Annotated in this window: 13 protein-coding genes; 2 read left to right on the plus strand and 11 right to left on the minus strand. The window is 49.2% G+C overall.

What is annotated here, in order from left to right:
• Positions 1–78 precede the first annotated feature (78 nt).
• The 6 genes from A8707_RS18395 to A8707_RS28355 all read right to left on the minus strand — a co-directional run bounded on the left by A8707_RS18395 (position 79) and on the right by A8707_RS28355 (position 7,133).
• Positions 79–615 carry a pentapeptide repeat-containing protein gene (locus tag A8707_RS18395; protein ID WP_068818662.1) on the minus strand — a complete coding sequence of 179 codons (537 nt, stop codon included), beginning with the start codon at positions 613–615 and terminating at the stop codon, positions 79–81.
• Positions 616–751: 136 nt separating this feature from the next.
• Positions 752–934, minus strand: coding sequence for a hypothetical protein (locus tag A8707_RS18400; RefSeq protein WP_068818663.1), 183 nt, complete (start codon positions 932–934; stop codon positions 752–754).
• Positions 935–1,133: 199 nt separating this feature from the next.
• Complete coding sequence (locus A8707_RS18405) at positions 1,134–3,842, minus strand: adenylate/guanylate cyclase domain-containing protein (RefSeq protein ID WP_082906425.1); 2,709 nt, start codon at positions 3,840–3,842, stop codon at positions 1,134–1,136.
• 140 nt (positions 3,843–3,982) lie between these two features.
• Positions 3,983–4,117, minus strand: coding sequence for a hypothetical protein (locus tag A8707_RS30300; RefSeq protein WP_269452744.1), 135 nt, complete (start codon positions 4,115–4,117; stop codon positions 3,983–3,985).
• Between the two features lie 882 nt (positions 4,118–4,999).
• Positions 5,000–6,895: a DNA repair protein RecN gene (gene recN / locus A8707_RS18410; protein ID WP_068818664.1), complete on the minus strand. Its 1,896-nt coding sequence runs from the start codon at positions 6,893–6,895 to the stop codon at positions 5,000–5,002.
• 61 nt (positions 6,896–6,956) lie between these two features.
• Positions 6,957–7,133, minus strand: coding sequence for a hypothetical protein (locus A8707_RS28355; RefSeq protein ID WP_156518700.1), 177 nt, complete (start codon positions 7,131–7,133; stop codon positions 6,957–6,959).
• Between the two features lie 285 nt (positions 7,134–7,418).
• Here A8707_RS28355 and A8707_RS18415 point away from each other — a divergent pair, with 285 nt between their 5' ends.
• Positions 7,419–9,374, plus strand: a complete 1,956-nt coding sequence (locus A8707_RS18415) for an ABC1 kinase family protein (protein WP_231948139.1) — start codon at positions 7,419–7,421, stop codon at positions 9,372–9,374.
• 142 nt (positions 9,375–9,516) lie between these two features.
• Here the strand turns inward: A8707_RS18415 and A8707_RS18420 are convergent, their stop codons facing one another.
• From A8707_RS18420 to A8707_RS18435, 4 genes are all read right to left on the minus strand, one after another.
• Positions 9,517–9,939 carry a hypothetical protein gene (locus A8707_RS18420; RefSeq protein WP_068818666.1) on the minus strand — a complete coding sequence of 141 codons (423 nt, stop codon included), beginning with the start codon at positions 9,937–9,939 and terminating at the stop codon, positions 9,517–9,519.
• Between the two features lie 250 nt (positions 9,940–10,189).
• On the minus strand, positions 10,190–13,285 hold the full coding sequence (locus A8707_RS18425) for a valine--tRNA ligase (protein ID WP_068818667.1): 3,096 nt from the start codon (positions 13,283–13,285) through the stop codon (positions 10,190–10,192).
• Positions 13,286–13,434: 149 nt separating this feature from the next.
• Positions 13,435–13,863, minus strand: coding sequence for a hypothetical protein (locus A8707_RS18430; RefSeq protein ID WP_068818668.1), 429 nt, complete (start codon positions 13,861–13,863; stop codon positions 13,435–13,437).
• A gap of 320 nt (positions 13,864–14,183) precedes the next feature.
• Entirely contained in the window at positions 14,184–15,185 is a 1,002-nt protein-coding gene (locus A8707_RS18435) for a phosphoribulokinase (protein ID WP_068818669.1), read from the minus strand.
• Between the two features lie 429 nt (positions 15,186–15,614).
• On the opposite strand from A8707_RS18435, the gene petH reads away from it, so the two are divergent.
• Positions 15,615–16,862: a ferredoxin--NADP reductase gene (petH, locus tag A8707_RS18440; RefSeq protein WP_068818670.1), complete on the plus strand. Its 1,248-nt coding sequence runs from the start codon at positions 15,615–15,617 to the stop codon at positions 16,860–16,862.
• A 70-nt stretch (positions 16,863–16,932) separates the two neighbouring features.
• On the opposite strand, the gene A8707_RS18445 is transcribed toward petH, so the two are convergent.
• Positions 16,933–18,081, minus strand: coding sequence for a pyridoxal-phosphate-dependent aminotransferase family protein (locus A8707_RS18445; RefSeq protein ID WP_068818671.1), 1,149 nt, complete (start codon positions 18,079–18,081; stop codon positions 16,933–16,935).
• Between the last annotated feature and the right edge of the window lie 55 nt (positions 18,082–18,136).

Genomic DNA, 18,136 nt, shown 5'->3' on the forward strand with positions numbered 1-18,136 from the left:
GGTCTTGACCTCAACGCGTTGGGATCAATTCTGGAACAAACTGAATCAATACGGCTTTTCCGTTGCCCTCTAATAGTATCAAATAGAGGTCGCACCCCCGCTCAGATCGCTATTAACCAGGTTGACACGACGCAGATCGGCGTGACCAAAGTTTGCCTCGATCAGATTTGCGCCAGTCAGTCTAGCTCCGGTTAAAGTGCTGCGACGGACATCGGCATAGCTGAGATTTGCGTTGACCAAATTTGCACCTGTGAGATTGGCGCTGACTAGCGTTGCTTTCATCAAGTTTGCAGAGGTTAAGTCTACGCCGATCAACGATGCCTCAGTCAGCATAGCGTTGATCAAAACTGTGCTGGCGAGGTTGGCGCTAATTAGGTTAGCGCTGGTGAAATTGGTGTTAATCAAATGAGCACCCGCCAAATTAGCGCCCACTAAATCAGCACCCGACATATTCTTAGACCGTAAATCGATCGCGCCTAAGTTCGCTTCAGAAAAATCTTGGAGCGGATTTAGCCCTGCAATCTGCGCCAAGTCAAAGAAATCGTCTGTATCGGCTGTCTCGACGCGCTCGATCAATTCTCGAAGAAACTGAAGGGATTTGTCTTTGGTCATCATCTTTTTACCTAACTGAGACCATGCGGAGACGAGGTACTGCAATTAGGTAGGACTACAGAGCACTGCGACTGGATTTCGCAATGCACTCAAAGATTGATAGATCCAGAGTTAGACCTCGGAAGATGCTGGAAGAGTTTCAGGTCGCCTGTGAGAGATGAAGCGCAATAAGCCGTTCAATGACTGCTTTTTTGTTGTGACTAAGATTTTTGGGAATGAGGCTACTTAGAGTAGGAGCGTCATTCAAAATGCCCTCAGACTGTTCAGGGACAGCGAGTTCTGCTGAAGTGATGTTATTCGTGAGGTGATTTGAGTCAGACATAAAATATAACGAGTGGTGAATCGTTTTGATCTAGCTGGGCGTGAGTTCTAAAGATGGCTGAGAAAGCTGCACTTAAATAGCCTAGTCGATCGCCAAGAATCGAGACATTCCCCGATCGAACGAGTGCTTTGAGTTAACGATAACACTGCTGCTCAAGGATTCAATTCAGGACATCAAACTTTCATCATTCCCCTGACTTCTATTTTTCGGTTAGCGCCCACGCCCCATCCCACTCGCCAATCGGAGGATTTGTGAGCCAGTGTTGACAGCGCTCCATGTGCAGCGCCGCCGCTTTGTCGTGACTGTCAATTTCTAAAACGGTTGCAAATCCAGCGATCGCGAGAGCAAACTTGCGATTCAAATAGTGCTGTCGGGCTTTCTCATAGTGCTCGATCACCTGCTGTTTTTGGTCAGAAATGGTTTCCGATCGTAGCCCCACCAATTCGTAAACAGCAACCGGGTTGTTTTTGCCTTTGACTTTGATGAAGTCAAGTTCGCGGGTCCAGACGCGATCGCTCACAGGGCGATAGGTGCTCTCACTAATCACAATATCGGTGCCGTAGATCTTGGTGGCTCCTTCTAGCCGAGCGCCGAGATTAACCCCATCGCCGATCGCCGTAAACTCCATGCGTTTGCTACAGCCGATGTTGCCACTGATTACCGTGTCGGAGTTGATGCCAATGCCGATTTTGATGGTTTTCTTATGGTCTGCCCGACGTTTTGCGTTGAAGTCAGTGAGGCGGTGACGCATATCAACCGCTGTTTGCACCGACATCCACTCGTGATCGTCAAGGGGTAATGGCGAGCCGAAAACCGCCATAATCGCGTCGCCGATGTATTTGTCGAGAATGCCTTTGTGGGTGAACACGGCATCCACCATCGATTCAAAATATTGGTTGAGCAGTTCGACGACTTCTTCAGCCGCCAAGGTTTCGGTGAGCGTCGTATAGCTGCGAATGTCAGAGAACAACACTGAGACTTCTTTGCGATCGCCTCCCATCTTGGCAGCGTCGGGGTTTTCTAACAACTGTTCTGCCAGTTCTTGAGTCATGTAGCGATACATCGTGCTTTTGAGTCTCTTTTCATCGCTGATGTCATCCATGACGACCAGCGCCCCAGAGATTTTTTTGCTGTCGTTGGCATCGGCGATCGTATTGATCGATAAGTTAATGCTGTGCTGTTCTCCTCCTTTTGTGGGCTGTAGAGTTTGGTCAGGATAATATTGCTGGCGGTTTTTATCGCCGATCGCCATGCCAAACCACTTCGAGAAATCTCCCTTCTCAATCTTCACCAGCTTTGAGATTAAATGCCCTTCTAGCGACTCATTGCTGTCTAAACCCAATAGCTTCTTGGCGCTTTCGTTGGCAGCAATGATATGACCTTCTTTATCGGTGGAGATCACGCCATTGGAGAGCGATCGCAGAATGTCTCGCTGCATCTGCTCTTGCTGTTTAATGGTCTCAAACATTTTGGCATTTTGCAGCGCAACCCCCGCCTGAATGTTAAAGGTCGCCATAAACTCCTGATCGCTGCGATTAAAGCTGGCTTTCCAGAATTCAGGCGCTGCGGGCCAATAGCTGGGATTGTAATCGGGAAAGTATCCCTGCTTGTTTTTGTTGACGAGTTGAGTCACCCCAATCAGATCACCATTGACGTTGCGAATCGGCATACACAATAGGCTGCAGGTTCGGTAGCCTGTTTCTTGGTCAGTTTTTTTGGCGGTTTCGGCTCCCTCATGATCGTAGAGATCAAAGGGAATATTGATGACTTCACCAGAGGCAGCGACTTGACCCGCGAAGCCAACCCCGATCGGAAACCGCAACTCTTTTAGGTTGCCGTCTGCCATCACCACACGAGTCCAAATCTCGTCTCGCTCTCGGTCAATCAGCCAAAGAGTGCTGCGATCGGCGTTCATCAGCTTTTTGGCTTCATCCATGACTCGCATCAGCGTATCATCTAAGTCTAAGCTGCTTTGACTGAGCGATTGAGTCGCCTTAATCAGCGCATTGGCTGCCCGCTGTCTTTGCGTTGCAATATAGAACGATCGAGACGACTCTAGAATCAGTTGAATCGAAGGAGCAAATTCGATAAAAAGCTGCTCGTCGCCGTGAGTAAAGCCACCCAGATCAATTCGCTCATCGAGAGGAGTTGAGCGATCGCACCCTGGCTTGAGCTTGTTGATCAGTTGAATCACTGCTACCAGATCCCCATCGTCGTTGAGGAGGGGCAATGTCAGCATTGTGTAAGCGCGATATCCCAGCTTCTGATACTGAATTTTTGCTTGCCCCGATCGAGGGTCATCAAAAAAATCATAGTGGATATTGATCCCCCGTTTAAAGGTGGCGGCTTCTCCGGCAATGCCCTGATCGGCAGGGAATCGAATTTCAAAGCTGCGTCCATCAGTATCGTTGGTGACCGTCGTGTAGAGTTCGTTTTTCTCTTCGTCTAGCAAATAAATCGTGGTGCGATCGGCGTTGAGCAACTCTCCAGTTTTAGTTGTGATCGAGGTGAGCATCTCTTCTAAAATGGTGTCAAACCCCTGCATATCAAGCATCGAAAGAGTTTGGTTGACGATTCTTAGCTTTTGCTCAACCTCATAAACAACTTCCTTAAACTTGTCTTGCGTCAAAGGCGCGAGCAAGGAAGCAAACTTACCTTTCGGTGCCGACAGCGAACTCTTACTCGTTGCCAGACCTGATTCAGACGAATCATGGGTCGCAATACCAAACGAAGAGGGTTCTACGATCGCGTTACTCCACGTCGCCACATCGTCGCCATAGTGGGTTTCACTCGTTGAGGAGTCAGAATTGTGATCGCTAATCAGATAGACAGGACTATTTGTAATAGCCGCGTCTGTAACGACATCACTAGAATTTCGGTTGGGTAGATGGGGAGATGCAGGAGTCATAACGATTTCAGTGAGAAACTAAAGGAATCCGTTCTGTCTAAACGAGCAACGGAGCGATGGTAAACTGTGAATCATGACTGAACGATCGTGGTTTATGAGACACGTTCTATCTAAGACGATTCTGACACGATGACCAAAGATTAGATGTGCCAATTTCTACCGACTGACATCCCTTGCCTCGTCGCTTGAGCACTTCGAGGTTGATCGTTTGCTGCCATCAAGGGTTTGTAGGTGCTCACTACACTCGATCGCTTCAAGCAGAGGTTTTTTGCCATTTCTATTTATGGAATAGTTTGAGTGCTCTTACAATCACCGATCGGCTGCTCTCATGGTTCCCCCTTTTGAGAGTCTTTATGCTGAATTGCATCGACATTTGACAGTGAGAAAGTTGCTGAGTGCTTTCTTAGACAGTAAAGGGAAACCACAGTTTTTTCTAGATAGATATAAAATACAGTGAATCTTATGCAAATCGCCGACGAATGAGCGGTTAACGTTGATAGGTCTATATTAAGATAGGTTTATACAACAGTCCGGACAATTTTAAATCGCCAACGGTGGAATGCGGGTTTCAGCATCATCACTGAGGCAAATACCAACGGTGGAATGAGGGTTTCAGCCTCTGCCTCAAAAAATGTCCGGAGTATTGTTTATATAAAGTTTGTGTATGGGCGCACAAACTCAGACAGGTTCTGCTGACGCTCATGATTTGTGGATATTTCACGACTCACTATGCAGACAATTTCTGTGGTGATTCCGGCTCATAACAAAAATCTCAGATTCTCTATCGCTACTCTTTAAGATCTCTTTCTGCCGAGATTGACGTGACAAAGAAATGTAACGCAATTGTAACCGATCGAGGATTTAGATCGGCTCCTTAAACGCTACAACATCTGAGAAGCCAGAATCTAGCCAACATTTATCAATCTAACGAGGCTGATTTTAGCTGATGTTAAGAGTGACGCGCAGGTCAAGGTTGGTCAAAAGCTATGGACGGCGATTTGCTTAAATCCTCGCGTCCTCTCTAATAGAGTCACTCAGCGATATCTCCTGAAATGGCTACTGTTGACTTTACTGCCACCCGGATTTGTGAGGCGCTTTGCTCAACCGTTCGGCGACCCATTGCAGCATCTGATCTGAGTTATCAGCCTTGAATCGGCTTAGGTCTTTTTCGCTGCTTTTACCCGGGTCGATCGAGGTTTTCGAGCGGTGTCAGAAGCAGAGTGATCGACTTGAACTGATCCATTTTCTCGGAGGCTTGCTGCCTGAGCGAGAAGAGATTCTGCAAAGGCAGAGGCTGCGTCTTCGCCAGAGCCATTGGTCGAGTCGCTGGAGTGCCCCCCCGCAAGTTGAGCTAGTTCTTCTCGGCGCTGCTGACGATCGAGCGCACTCACCCGCACCACCGTCCGCAGTTCAGGCGTATCTACCGCAGACCCATTTTCTTCAACCGATGCATCTTTTGCCTTGCGCTTCTTGCCCTTTGTCGCCTGCTCGCTGCCGTTGAAGTCAATGACCTGCTTATCGACATGGAAGTGATGATCTGCCATCGCCGCCACGATCGGCTGGTGAGTCACACAGAGAACTTGATGCTGACGGCTGAGATGATGCAGTTTTTCAGCGATCGCTTGAGCAACCCGCCCTGAGACCCCGACATCGATTTCGTCAAAAACCAGCGTCCCAACCGAATCGACCTGCGAAAAGCAAGCCTGTAACGCCAGTAGAAAACGGCTCATCTCGCCACCAGAGGCAGTTTCGGTCAGCGACTGTAGCGGTTCGCCAGGGTTGGGGCTGAACAAATAAGTGATGCGATCGGCTCCCGCAGAGGTCGGTGAGACGGGCGTGATCCCCACTTGAAACTGGACTTTTTCCATCGCTAGGGGTTTTAGCTCTGCCACGAGCCGATTTTCCAAATCCTTGGCGGCAGTCTGACGCAGGTGAGTTAATTTTGCACACACGTCCGTCAATTCAGTTTTACGATCGTGGGCAGTCTGTTCAAGTTCTTCGAGAGACTGTCCGGCTCCAGTGAGTCCTTCAAGTTCGGCTTGGAGCGATTGTTGAAGCCCGATCGCCTCTGCCAAACTCGGACCGTATTTGCGGCAAATCTGCTTAAGTTCAATGATGCGTTCTTCAACTTCCTGCAATCGCTGAGGGTCGGTTTCTAGCCCGTCTCCATAGGCGTTGATTTCCTGTCCCGCTTCTTCGACCTGCGCGAGGGCTGACGTAACGAGATCCAAAATCGGCTGAATTTGCTCGTCATAGCGCAGCATATCCGTCAAAAGCGATCGGGCTTTACCCAAAAGGTCAGAACACGCATCATCGCCATTTTCGTTCTGGTAGAGCGACTGATATGCCTCGTAGCTCTGCTGCTGCAATTCGACGCTGTGACCGAGGCGTTTTCGCTCCTGTTCTAGCTGCTCGATCTCATCGGGATCGCTAAGATTGGCGACATTGAGTTCTCGAAGCTGATATTCAAACAGGTCAAGCTGCTGAAGGCGCTGTTGCTCAGAGTGACGACGCTTATCGAGTGCCTGAGACGCTTGCTGGTAAACAGACAACGCCTGACCCACGCGATCGCGTTGTTTGAGCAGGGTCGCCCCACCATAGCTGTCTAGCCAATTTCGCTGAAGGCTCGGCTGCCCTAATTGCACGGTCTGCCCCTGAGCGGTGATTTCTACAAGCCGATCGCGCAGCGACTCCATTTGCTGTTTGTTGACCAACACGCCGTTGACGCGCGATCGATTGCGCTGTCCGCTGCCACTGGCAACAATTTCGCGGGTGCAAACTAATAGAGAACCGTCTAGGGGATCGATCTGCTCGATGTCTAGCCAGTTTTTCATGGCGGGATCAATCCGAAAGGTCGCCTCGACCGAGGCGCGCTCTGCCCCTGTGCGAACGGCTCGACTCGTGACTTTGCCCCCTAGCGCAGCATCGATCGCATCTAAAATAATCGATTTCCCTGCACCTGTTTCACCCGTCAAAACGTGTAAGCCTGAGCCAAAATCCAACTCTAGACGATCAATTAAGGCAAAGTTTTCGATTTGCAGAGACAGCAACATGGGCAAATTTCAAGCTGAGGAATGAGACGCTGGCTGATTGAACTAAACGTCTGACGATCGTTTAGTTCAGACAAGAGGGTTGGGTCTGCTGAATGGTTTGAAAAGTAGAAAAAGCATCCGTAAAGGTGCCCAATTCAATGTTAGCGGTCAGGGAACTGATAAGGGTTTCTTTTTCGCGCTTCTGGTAGTAAATTTGTCCTATTTTAGCCGTCAAACGGTCAAAAGCAAAACTTTTCATGCTTTGTGTTGACGACACCCTGACCGAATAGAACTATTTTGAATCAAGTAACCAATTGCCTCAGAAGAGTTTCCTACAAAATAGTTCGTGAATCCTTCTTTAATCCATGATCTGTGGCTTCTAAAGAAATAATTAACTGAAAAGAGGAGAACTCTGTAAGCTTGTTGTTACAATGCTTTACATACCGTTTCAATCCGGTTTCACTGCATGAGCGTCATGAACGATAAGTCTGTTTCTGTTACGACAATTGACTCGAGGTACACGACTGAGGATGTTGATCGAGAAATGGCGGACTTATCAACCGTCACGATCGCGAATGAATCTGAAATCTTGATGGGTGACGTGCCCTCTGAGCAAGCGGCTCCCAGCATTCACTATGACCCCGATGAAATTGCGGCTCGATATGAAAGACAGCCCTTTAAGGTGTTTGCGAGAACGTTAAGCATCTTCTTACCGCTTGTCTGGTTCGCGTTTCGTCTGTGGTGGGATCGCGTGACTGGAGGTGGCGATCGTGCCCAGAAGGGGCAAGCGATCCATCTTCGCAAGATGCTGACCACATTGGGACCCGCCTTTATCAAAATTGGACAAGCGCTATCTACTCGTCCAGATTTGGTGCCCCCGACTTATTTAGAAGAACTGACCAAACTTCAAGATCAGTTGCCTCCTTTTCCAAATGAGATCGCGTTTCAGTTCATCCGCGAAGAATTGGGTGCTGACCCCAGCGAAGTATATGCAGAACTGAGTTCGATGCCGATCGCTGCTGCGTCGCTCGGTCAAGTCTATAAAGGCAAACTCAAGACGGGTGAAGACGTTGCGGTGAAAGTCCAGCGCCCCGGTTTGGCTGAAAGCATTGCTGTGGATATGTATATTCTGCGAAAGATTGCGGCTTGGGCGATGAACAACATCAAGCGAGTGCGGAGTAATCTAGTCGCGATCGCCGACGAACTCGCCACCCGCATTTTTGAAGAGACGGATTATAACCAAGAAGGACGCAACGCCGAGCGGTTTGCCAGCCTCTATGGTTATCTTCCCGAAATCTATGTGCCTAAAATCTATTGGCGCTACACAGGGCGACGCGTCTTGACGATGGAGTGGATTACGGGCACTAAGCTGACCGAACTCGACAAAATTCGAGAGCAGGGCATTGATGCCACTCACTTGATTGATGTAGGTGTGCAGTGTTCGCTACGGCAGCTTTTAGAGCATGGCTTCTTTCACGCTGACCCTCACCCTGGCAACTTGCTGGCAATGCCAGACGGCAGACTGGCTTATTTAGACTTCGGCATGATGAGCGAAGTCAAGCCCTATCAGCGCTATGGATTGATTGAAGCGATCGTTCACTTGGTCAACCGAGACTTTGAAGGGTTGGCACACGACTATGTGAAGTTAGAGTTTTTGACTCCTGACACTGACCTTGCGCCAATTATTCCTGCCTTTGCGAGTGTTTTTAACGATGCGTTAGGAGCCAGTGTTGCCGAAATTAACATCAAAAGCATCACCGATCAACTCTCATCATTGATGTATGAATATCCGTTTACGGTTCCGGCTTATTATGCGTTGATTATCCGATCGCTCGTCACCCTAGAAGGCATCGCCATCCACGTCGATCCTGAGTTCAAAGTGTTGAGCAAGGCATACCCTTACGTCGCGAAGCGATTGCTGACGGATCAGTCTCCTGAGCTTCGAGAATCGCTAAGAGACCTACTGTTCAAAGATGGTAGATTTCGATGGAATCGCTTAGAGAACTTGTTGCAAAACGCCCGCAGCAATCAAGAATATGACCTGGATCAAGTTCTTGACCAGGCGGTTGATTTCTTGTTTTCAGAACGAGGTGAGTTTATTCGCGCCAACCTGGTGAATGAGATTATTAAAGGATTAGATTCACTCGGTCAAAGCGTTTGGCAAACCGTAAATTACCGATTTCGTGAACAGGTAGGCTGGACGGTTGAGCGTCCGGTAGCACTATCGGAGAATCAGCAAACCCTAGAGCACGTCAAGCGCATCTGGAATATTTTGCAAGAAACTCGCGGGTTTGATCAGGGCAAGCTGCTGTCGTTGCTGCCGCGTCTACTTGCAAAACCAGAGACGCAAAAAATGGGTCAAAAAATTGTCGGAGGTTTAGCGCAAAAGTTTGCCGTTCGACTTCTTCGCGATTTTCTGTTAACTGAGCAGCCCTCTCCTCAAATTGTGAAGGATGGTTATCCGATCGCGCGTCCGGCTCTGCCCGCAGCAAGAGGATAAGAACGCCGTGGAGAAGAGAGACGTTTCACCGAAACGTCTCTACGAGGGTTGGGGATGGTTTGAATATTTGTCAGGTGACGGGCTTTTGGTCTGAGGCGCGACGATCGAGATCCTGGTTTCTCGCCTCAAACTCAGACGTGCGTCACTCGAACTGCTTTCTTTCACGCTTCAGGTCTTCTTCAAGGGCTTGAATTTGTTCTCGACGGGCTTCTAGTTCTAACGTGCGGCGATCGAGTTCTTGATTTTGAAGGGTTAGCGATTGCCGCCATTGCTCTGCGCGCTCGGTTTCTTGCTCAAGAAACGCGGGAGTAATACCGTTCACTAAATAGTCTTCAACCAGCTTTAAGACCCAACTTTTGGCATCTCGAATGCTAAGAATTTGTTGAGTACTGGATAGCTCGACCAGAACCAAGGCACTCTCGCCATAGTCACTGGCTTCAGTAGAAAGAACAAATTCTCCCTCAGTAGCGACTGCCCAAACGTTTTCGGCTTTTTGAGTCGCTAGCAGGCGCAATCCTGCTTTACCTGCATAGCTTTTTTGATGGACTTGAGCCAAGTGCAGCATAACCGTTTCTCTCTATTTGTCTCTACTGAATATCACGTCAGGATCAGTCTCTTTGGATTGGCAATCGGACAGCGAGCAGTTGTTAGGCTATCTGATTGAGGGCTAAGTGATCTTAAAAGAGATTAGCCCTATTACAAATAACATAGCGTTTCTAAAGCAGGTTCGATAGCCCGTAGGAGCACGGGAATGGAAACAACACTGAGGGAATGGCTGAATGAGTCCAGTAATTTTGCTGAATGCCTCTTGAATCTCAATCCAAGCGATCGAGGCGTGTCTGGAGAATCTCGGCTTGCGTCTCAAATTCTGACAGCGCATCTCGTGCAGTTTGAACCACATCAGGAGGGGCTTTATCGACAAATTTAGCGTTGTTCAACCGTCCTGAGAGGGCTTGAATTTCAGCTTCTACTTTCTTCAAATCTTTCTCGGTTTTTGCCTTGAGAGCGACTAAATCGATCAATCCTGCCAGAGGAATCGCGACTCGCACCGTTCCAACTACGCCAACGATCGTTTGGGCTGAGTCTTCTTCGCTAGGCGATGACGAATTCACGATCGGTTCGGGTGCGTCTGGACGCGGCTCACCGACGACTTCGGTTTTGAATTGCTCAATCTGGCTGAATAGCTGCTGGCGATCGCCCACTTTCCAGAGTTTTTGCTTGATAAACCAGACGGTGTAGCCAATCCCCACGAGTTCTAAAAAGGTTGACAGAAGCAGAATTTCGTGAACGGCTTCTAAAAGACCCGCACAAATTTTGAGCGTGATTAACGTCAGCAGAATGCAGCCGATCGTCAGCAAGACGCGCTGATGAGTGGATAAGAATGTGGCGATCGAGCCAACCAAATCCGTCTCAGAAGAATCCACAGTGACTTCTGGACGCGCTTGCTGAGTCTGAGGTTGATTAATCCTCAACGTTTGCACCTTTGCCAAATCCTGAATGTAGGGCTGACCTGACTTGAGGATGTGTTCTTCTTTCTCGCTCTCGGTTTGCAAGATTGCCTCAATTTTGACTCCGGGCTTGATGTCTGCCTCGGCTCTAAGATTCCGAATCGTGCGAATCGTGTCAATCAGGAGGTCAAACTGCTGCTCTAGGTCAGGGTTGATCAGCGTAGAATCGGCGATCGGATAAGTTTGTAACGCTAGTGTCTGACCTGACGTTTCATCGGTTTGAGTCACTGTATGCCAAATCTCTTCGGTGATGTGGGGCATAAAGGGGTGAAGTAGCTTCAGAGTCCCTTCTAAAACGTAGGCGAGCGTTTGCTGCGCGGCTTTACGAGAAACGGCATCATCACCCAGCAGACGAGATTTCACCAATTCGATATACCAGTCGCAGAAGTCGCCCCAGATGAATTCGTATAACAGTTTGGCAGACTCGCCCAAGCCATAGTGATCAATCTGATCGCGAATCTGCTGAGTGACCTGATGGAATCGGGACAGAATCCAGCGATCGCTCAAGTCCAACTGATCTCGATCGGGCAATCCTAACTGGTCGGGGGTCTTGCCATCTAGGTTCATCAACACAAACCGAGAAGCGTTCCACAGCTTATTGGTGAAATTACGAGATGCCTCAACCGACGCAGACTCATCTGTTTTGCGGTTATATTCCAATCGGATGTCTTGCCCCGCCCCCGTCACCTCACGCACGAGGGCATAGCGCAGTGCATCCGTACCATATTTGTCAATCAAAATCAGCGGATCGATGCCGTTGTTAGACGACTTAGACATCTTCTTGTTGTTTTCATCCCGCACCAGCCCGTGAATATAGACGGTCTTGAAGGGCATTTTTCCCGTAAAGTGCTTTGCCATCATCGTCATCCGGGCAACCCAAAAGAAGATAATGTCAAACCCCGTCACCAGCGTCGCAGTCGGATAGTAGCGCTTAAAGTCCGGCGTTTCGTCAGACCAGCCCAAGGTTGAGAAGGGCCATAAGCCAGACGAAAACCACGTATCGAGCACGTCAGGGTCTTGCTCAAGCTGAACATTTTCGCCGAACAGAGCGATCGCCTTTTCTCTCGCCTCTGCCTCGCTTCGAGCCACCATAAATGGGGTCGTGTCGGTGATGATGCCGCCCGTCTCGCTGATGGCATACCAGGCAGGAATTTGATGCCCCCACCAGAGTTGGCGAGAGATGCACCAATCTTTTAAGCTCACGAGCCAATCGCGATAAACTTTTGTCCAGCGATCGGGCACAAACTCAGGCGAATTCTTTTGGTCGAGATCGGCTAGAGCAGGCTCTGACAGGGGTTTGATCTTGACAAACCACTGAGTAGAGAGCAGAGGCTCGACGGGAACCTTACCCCGATCGCTATAGGGAACCGTGTGCTTATAGTCCTCGATTTTGACCAGCATTCCTTCTTCTTCGAGCCGTCTGACCACGTTTTTACGCGCCACAAAGCGGTCTTGCCCCTGAAACTCTCCGGCATTCTCATTCAGAGTGCCGTCTTTGTTCATAATGTTGATGAATCTCAGGTTATTCCGTTTGCCCATCTCAAAGTCGTTGGGGTCGTGAGCGGGTGTCACCTTGACGCATCCCGTCCCAAAAGAGGGATCTACAAACTCATCTCCAATGATCGGAATCTCTCGGTCTACGAGCGGCAAAATCACCATTTGACCAATCAGATGCTTATAGCGATCGTCCTTCGGATTGACCGCAACGGCAGTATCTCCCAACATCGTCTCAGGGCGAGTCGTGGCAACCTCCACATAGCAATCACTCTGCGCCAGCGGATAGCGAAAATGCCACAAATGCCCGTTGACTTCCTGATTTTCAACTTCTAAGTCAGACACAGCAGATTGACTGGCAGGGCACCAGTTGACCAGATAGTTGCCTCGATAGATCAGCTTCTCTTCATAAAGCTGAATGAAGGCATCTAGCACGGCTTTTGACAGCCCTTCATCCATCGTAAAGCGCTCTCTCGACCAGTCTACCGAAACGCCGAGTCGTCGAAGTTGATTGACGATCGTGCCTCCCGATTCGGCTTTCCATTTCCAAGCGCGTTCTAGAAACTTCTCGCGCCCCAACTCTTGCCGAGTCTTTCCCTCAGCTTTTAGCTGCTTTTCAAGAATAGTTTGCACTGCAATGCTGGCATGATCCGTTCCAGGAAGCCAGAGTGTGTTGTAGCCACACATACGGTGATATCGCACAAGCGCATCAATCAACGCTGTCTCAAAGGCATGACCCATATGAAGACTGCCCGTGACGTTGGGAGGCGGAATCACAACGCAGTAAGGTTCGCCGGGGGCATTGGGGTCGGCTTTAAAGACGTGGTTTTCTTCCCAAAACTTCTGCCACTTGGCTTCTGAGGCAGTAGAGTCGTAGTGGCTGGGCAGATTAGCGATCGTTGCAGTCATTGGGAAAACGTTGGGACTAGGTGGGGCGCTTATTTGTCAATGATAAACGTTCATACGCCTAGGGCATGAAGTGAATTTTTAGGATACAAAAATGGGTGCCTCTCAGAAGAAACACCCCGTCAATGAGCCAATTAAATTTGAAGCCTGTTCTAGTCAATAAAGCCCATCAACGCAGGGGCATCATCGACATTGTTAGAGGCGATCGGGCGTTGCCCGAACCCCATGTTGTCGTTCATCAAATCTGGATCGCTGACCATCACAGGTCTGCCGTAAGGACCTTCGCCTTCAATCATTTTGATCTCATCACAAAAGACTGGGCGTTTGTCCACCATTTCAAAAATGCGAAGGTGGCTTGCCACAATCGGACGGTTCGTCAGCAGAGTGCCCACGATTTCTAGGTGACTGGCTCCGATCGGTCGAATGCCCCCGTCCTGAATCGTGCCTGCGATTTCGATATCGCTGGACATGACAGGGCGGTTCCAAACAGAAAGACTGGGCTGTTTGTGGAGTGCGATCGCTCCCTTTTTATCGGCTTTTTTCTCGGCTTCGGGGGTCACGTCAATAACGTCTGCGCTCATGGTTTTTCCTTTGTGGAGTCGGTGATGTTTGGAGTAACGTCGTCGCTCGTTTTGCCGTTTGTAGCGACAGCGGACTTGGTATTGAGTTTTACGCTTCGATCTCTAACACTTATTCTTTTTTGGTGACGTTAAAAGAAGAAAGTTTGAAGCGATCGTGAGGCTGAATATTAAATTCAAATCTTAAGCAATTATAAGGTCAAAGCGTCCCCTACCTTCGGTTAAATTGGCTAGGAGATCTTATCAGACTGATCTTCAGAGATCAAATCACTGAGAAAGGGGGACGCTGATGGCATCCCCGATCGTCAAAATCAACTCAAGAATTAAGCGCTAACCGCAACTTTCTCTTTAGCGATTATTCGCTCATAGGTCGCTCTCATTTTTAGCCCAACTAGCACTTGGAATAAGCCCGTCCCATTGTTAGAACCTGGATATTCACGGTGCTTGAGCAATAGCTCGGTCAACTCACCGTTATGCTTCGCGGAAGTTTTGCTCAGGTGTTGTTCGATGTAGATGACTTCTTCGAGCTTGTCGAACTGACCATCGACTTCTAAAATCGAAACACTGTGACCGTAGTAAGAGTCAGGACCGTAATACATTTTGATTCCAGGATAGGAGCAAGTGAGCTTGCGTCCGCAAGGAGTCCAATGAATCTCGGAGCCTTCGTCAAACAAGTAAGCAGGCTCAAAGCCCTCCACTTCATCGCGTTGAATCATCTGCACCCGCAGCACTTTTCGCTCTTGGTCGTTCTTGATTAACTGCGTCGGCAACACTTGCACCACAACATCAGCAAAGCCTTTCTGAGGGTCAATGTACGCCTCAAAGTCGGGTTTGCGAGCGTTGATCTGAGCCAGCACATCTTCATAAGTGTGACCCCGTTCTGCCATGTCGCGCTGAATCTTCCAGGCGATTTTGACTTCATCGCTGATGTCGAGATAGACGCTAAAGTCTAACAGGTTGCGAACTCGTTCGTCGTAGAGCGGATGTAACCCTTCGATCACGATGATGTGATTGGGTTCAACAATTTCAGGAGGATCGAGAAGACCCGTCTCGTGGTTATAGATAGGCTTATTAATCTTTTCCCCACTTTTGAGCGCTTTCATCTGCTCATACATCAGGTCAAAGTTATTGGCTCTAGGGTCTAGTGCCGTGATTCCGGTTTCTTTGCGCTGCTTGCGATCCAGACTGTGGTAATCGTCGAGGCAGATAACGGTGACGAAATCTTCCCCAAACAGATCGGTCAATCGACGCAGAAACGTGGATTTACCGCACCCGGAGTCTCCGGCAACCCCAATTAGAACCACGCGGTCTGGCTTACTGATCATAGATTTCCTCTAAAACAAAAAGTTTTCTACTAATTGGGTTCTTGAGTCAGCCGGAGCTTTGACGACTTGCTCAAGCAAAATGCAATCATTCTAAGAATGAACGCTGCCTACCTCAACAGCTTTGTTAAGCCAAAGCTTTGCAGTTAAGTATTTAGGACTACTCGCTAGGGCAGATCTTACCAAATCGTGATCCCCCTCACAAGCCTTAAGTAAATCTAAAATTTGCGAATCCTCATTACTTTAGAGTCAAGGCGGACATTTCTATCCCTAGAGTGGCGAACTTGATTGGAAATTCATGATTTTAGCGATCGCCAAGTCTCCCTAAATCTGTAGAGTGAATAAGAGAAGCAATTTGCGCCCATCGATTTGGTAGAAAGGGCACCTTGCAGCACAATATTAAATTGAGTTAGGTCGGAGAGATTCAAAGCGATGTTCAATTCAAGCGCAACAGGTGCTGGCAACACACCTTCAGGCAGCCGCGTGTTTCGGTATGAAGTGGTGGGTCTGCGTCAGAGCCAAGAAAATGATCAGATGAGCTATCCCATTCGACAAAGTGGCAGCACATTTATCACGGTGCCCTACACTCGCATGAATGAGTTTATGCAGCGCATTACGCGCATGGGCGGCAAAATTGTCAGCATTCAGCCTTTAGACGTTAACGGTGACTTAGCTGGAAAAGTTACCCTGGAACAGTCTGCAACCAACGTTAAGCAGCACACTGATACACAGGGCACTCAAGCAGGAGTAAAGACAAAGCCAATGACCCAAGCAAAGGCTGCTGTCGCGACAGACATCCCCGTAAATATTTACCGACCCGCAAGTCCTTATGTCGGTAAATGTATGTCTAACGAGGAACTCGTCGGCGAAGGCGGAATCGGTACAGTTCGTCACCTTAAGTTCGACATTTCTAGCGGAGATCTGCGATATCTAGAAGGACAAAGCATCGGCATTATTCCTCCTGGAACCGACAAAAACGGCAAACCTGAAAAACTCAGACTCTATTCGATCGCCTCGACTCGCCACGGCGATCGGGTCGATGACAAGACCGTCTCCCTCTGTGTTCGGCAGTTGGAGTATAAGCATCCTGAGACGGGTGACATCGTCTATGGCGTTTGCTCGACCTATCTCTGTGGTCTAAAGCCAGGAGACGATATCAAAATCACAGGTCCGACGGGCAAGGAAATGCTGCTGCCGATCGACCCAGAAGCCAAAGTGATCATGATGGCAACCGGGACGGGAATCGCGCCGATGCGTGCCTACCTATGGCGCATGTTTAAGGACAACGAAAAAGCTGCAAACCCTGACTACCCGTTCAACGGGTTTGCGTGGCTGATCTTCGGCATCCCCATGACGGCAAACATTCTGTATAAAGAAGAGCTGGAGGAAATTCAACAGAAGTATCCTGACCACTTCCGTCTCACCAATGCAATTAGCCGTGAGCAGAAGAATAAGGATGGCGGCAGAATGTACATTCAAGATCGGGTGGCTGAACACGCGGCTGAACTGTGGCAGATGATGCAGGATGAGAAGACGCACACCTATATTTGTGGTCTCAAAGGCATGGAGGACGGCATTGATGCGGCTCTCTCGGCTGAGGCTTCAAAGGTGGGCGTTGAGTGGAAGGAGTTCCAACGGGCGATGAAGAAAGCGGGTCGCTGGCACGTTGAAACCTACTAGGATTCATTGAAAAACCGGGAGAGCTAATGAAGTTCCCCCGGTTTTTTAGTAGATTGGAGTGCTTCGCTCTCTACGACGCGAACACTTTCACCGCCGCCGCAACCCCGGCACCTGGCGTAAATTCATGACCTAGTTCTTGCAGGGTGGCTTCTAGAGACGCGATCGCCGTGAGCACATCTCGATCGCTGACAAAGCCTAAGTGACCAATCCGAAAAATCTTGCCCTTGACGTGATCTTGTCCGCCTGCTAGCACGATATCGAATCGCTTTTTCATCACCGATCGAATTTGTTCGGCATCGACACCGCTTGGCATCACCGCTGTGATTGCCGGACTTGCACACTCCTCTGCGGCAAATAAAGGCATTCCCATCGCTTTCATGGCGGCGCGGGTTGCTGCTAGCAGCCGATGGTGACGCGCAAAAATGTTCTCTAGACCTTCTGCCTGCATCATTCTTAACGCCGCTTGCAGAGCAAAGAATAGGTTAATCGGAGGCGTGAAAGGAGTCGTATTTTTGGCGGCATCTTTGCGATATTTGCCCAAATCCAGATAATAACGAGGCAGTTTTGCCATTTTGTACGCATCCCAAGCTTTAGCGCTGACTGCCACAAATCCCAACCCTGGCGGAATCATATAGCCCTTTTGCGAACCAGATGCCACCACATCCAAAGCCCAAGTATCGACTGGAACGTTTGTCGCTCCCAAGCTCGTCACGGTATCGACGATAATCAGCGCTTCGCCGTGGGCTTTGACGTGACGATTGATCGTTTCGAGGTCGTTGATCACTCCTGTCGAAGTTTCGCTGTGGGTAATGACGACGGCTTTGATTTGCTTCTCGGTGTCCGTCTCTAACGCCACACGGAACTGCTCAGGATCGAGAGGTTTGCCCCACTCAGCCGTGATCCGCTCGGTTTTCAGCCCATAAGCATCGGTAACTTCTGCCCAACGCTCTCCAAATTTGCCATTTGACCCAACCAACACCCGATCGCCCGGACTGAGAAAATTAATAATCCCAGCTTCCATTACGCCCGTGCCGCTGGCAGTGAGAATCAGCACATCATTTTGCGTTTGGTGAAGCCATTTTAGATTGGCGGTGACTTCTGCCATAATTTTGCCAAAGTCAGCGCTGCGATGCCCGATCGGATGCCTCGCCATCGCTAGCAAAACCCGCTCCGGCACAGGAGTCGGACCCGGAATCATCAGCATTAACTTGTCGTCCATGAGAGTGTCCTTTTAGGGGTGAGGATGCAGTTTTTTGTGCATGATCCAGGATTAC

Origin of the sequence: Phormidesmis priestleyi BC1401 (assembly GCF_001650195.1) — a bacterium.
Classification (GTDB): Bacteria; Cyanobacteriota; Cyanobacteriia; order Leptolyngbyales; family Leptolyngbyaceae; genus Phormidesmis_A; species Phormidesmis_A priestleyi_B.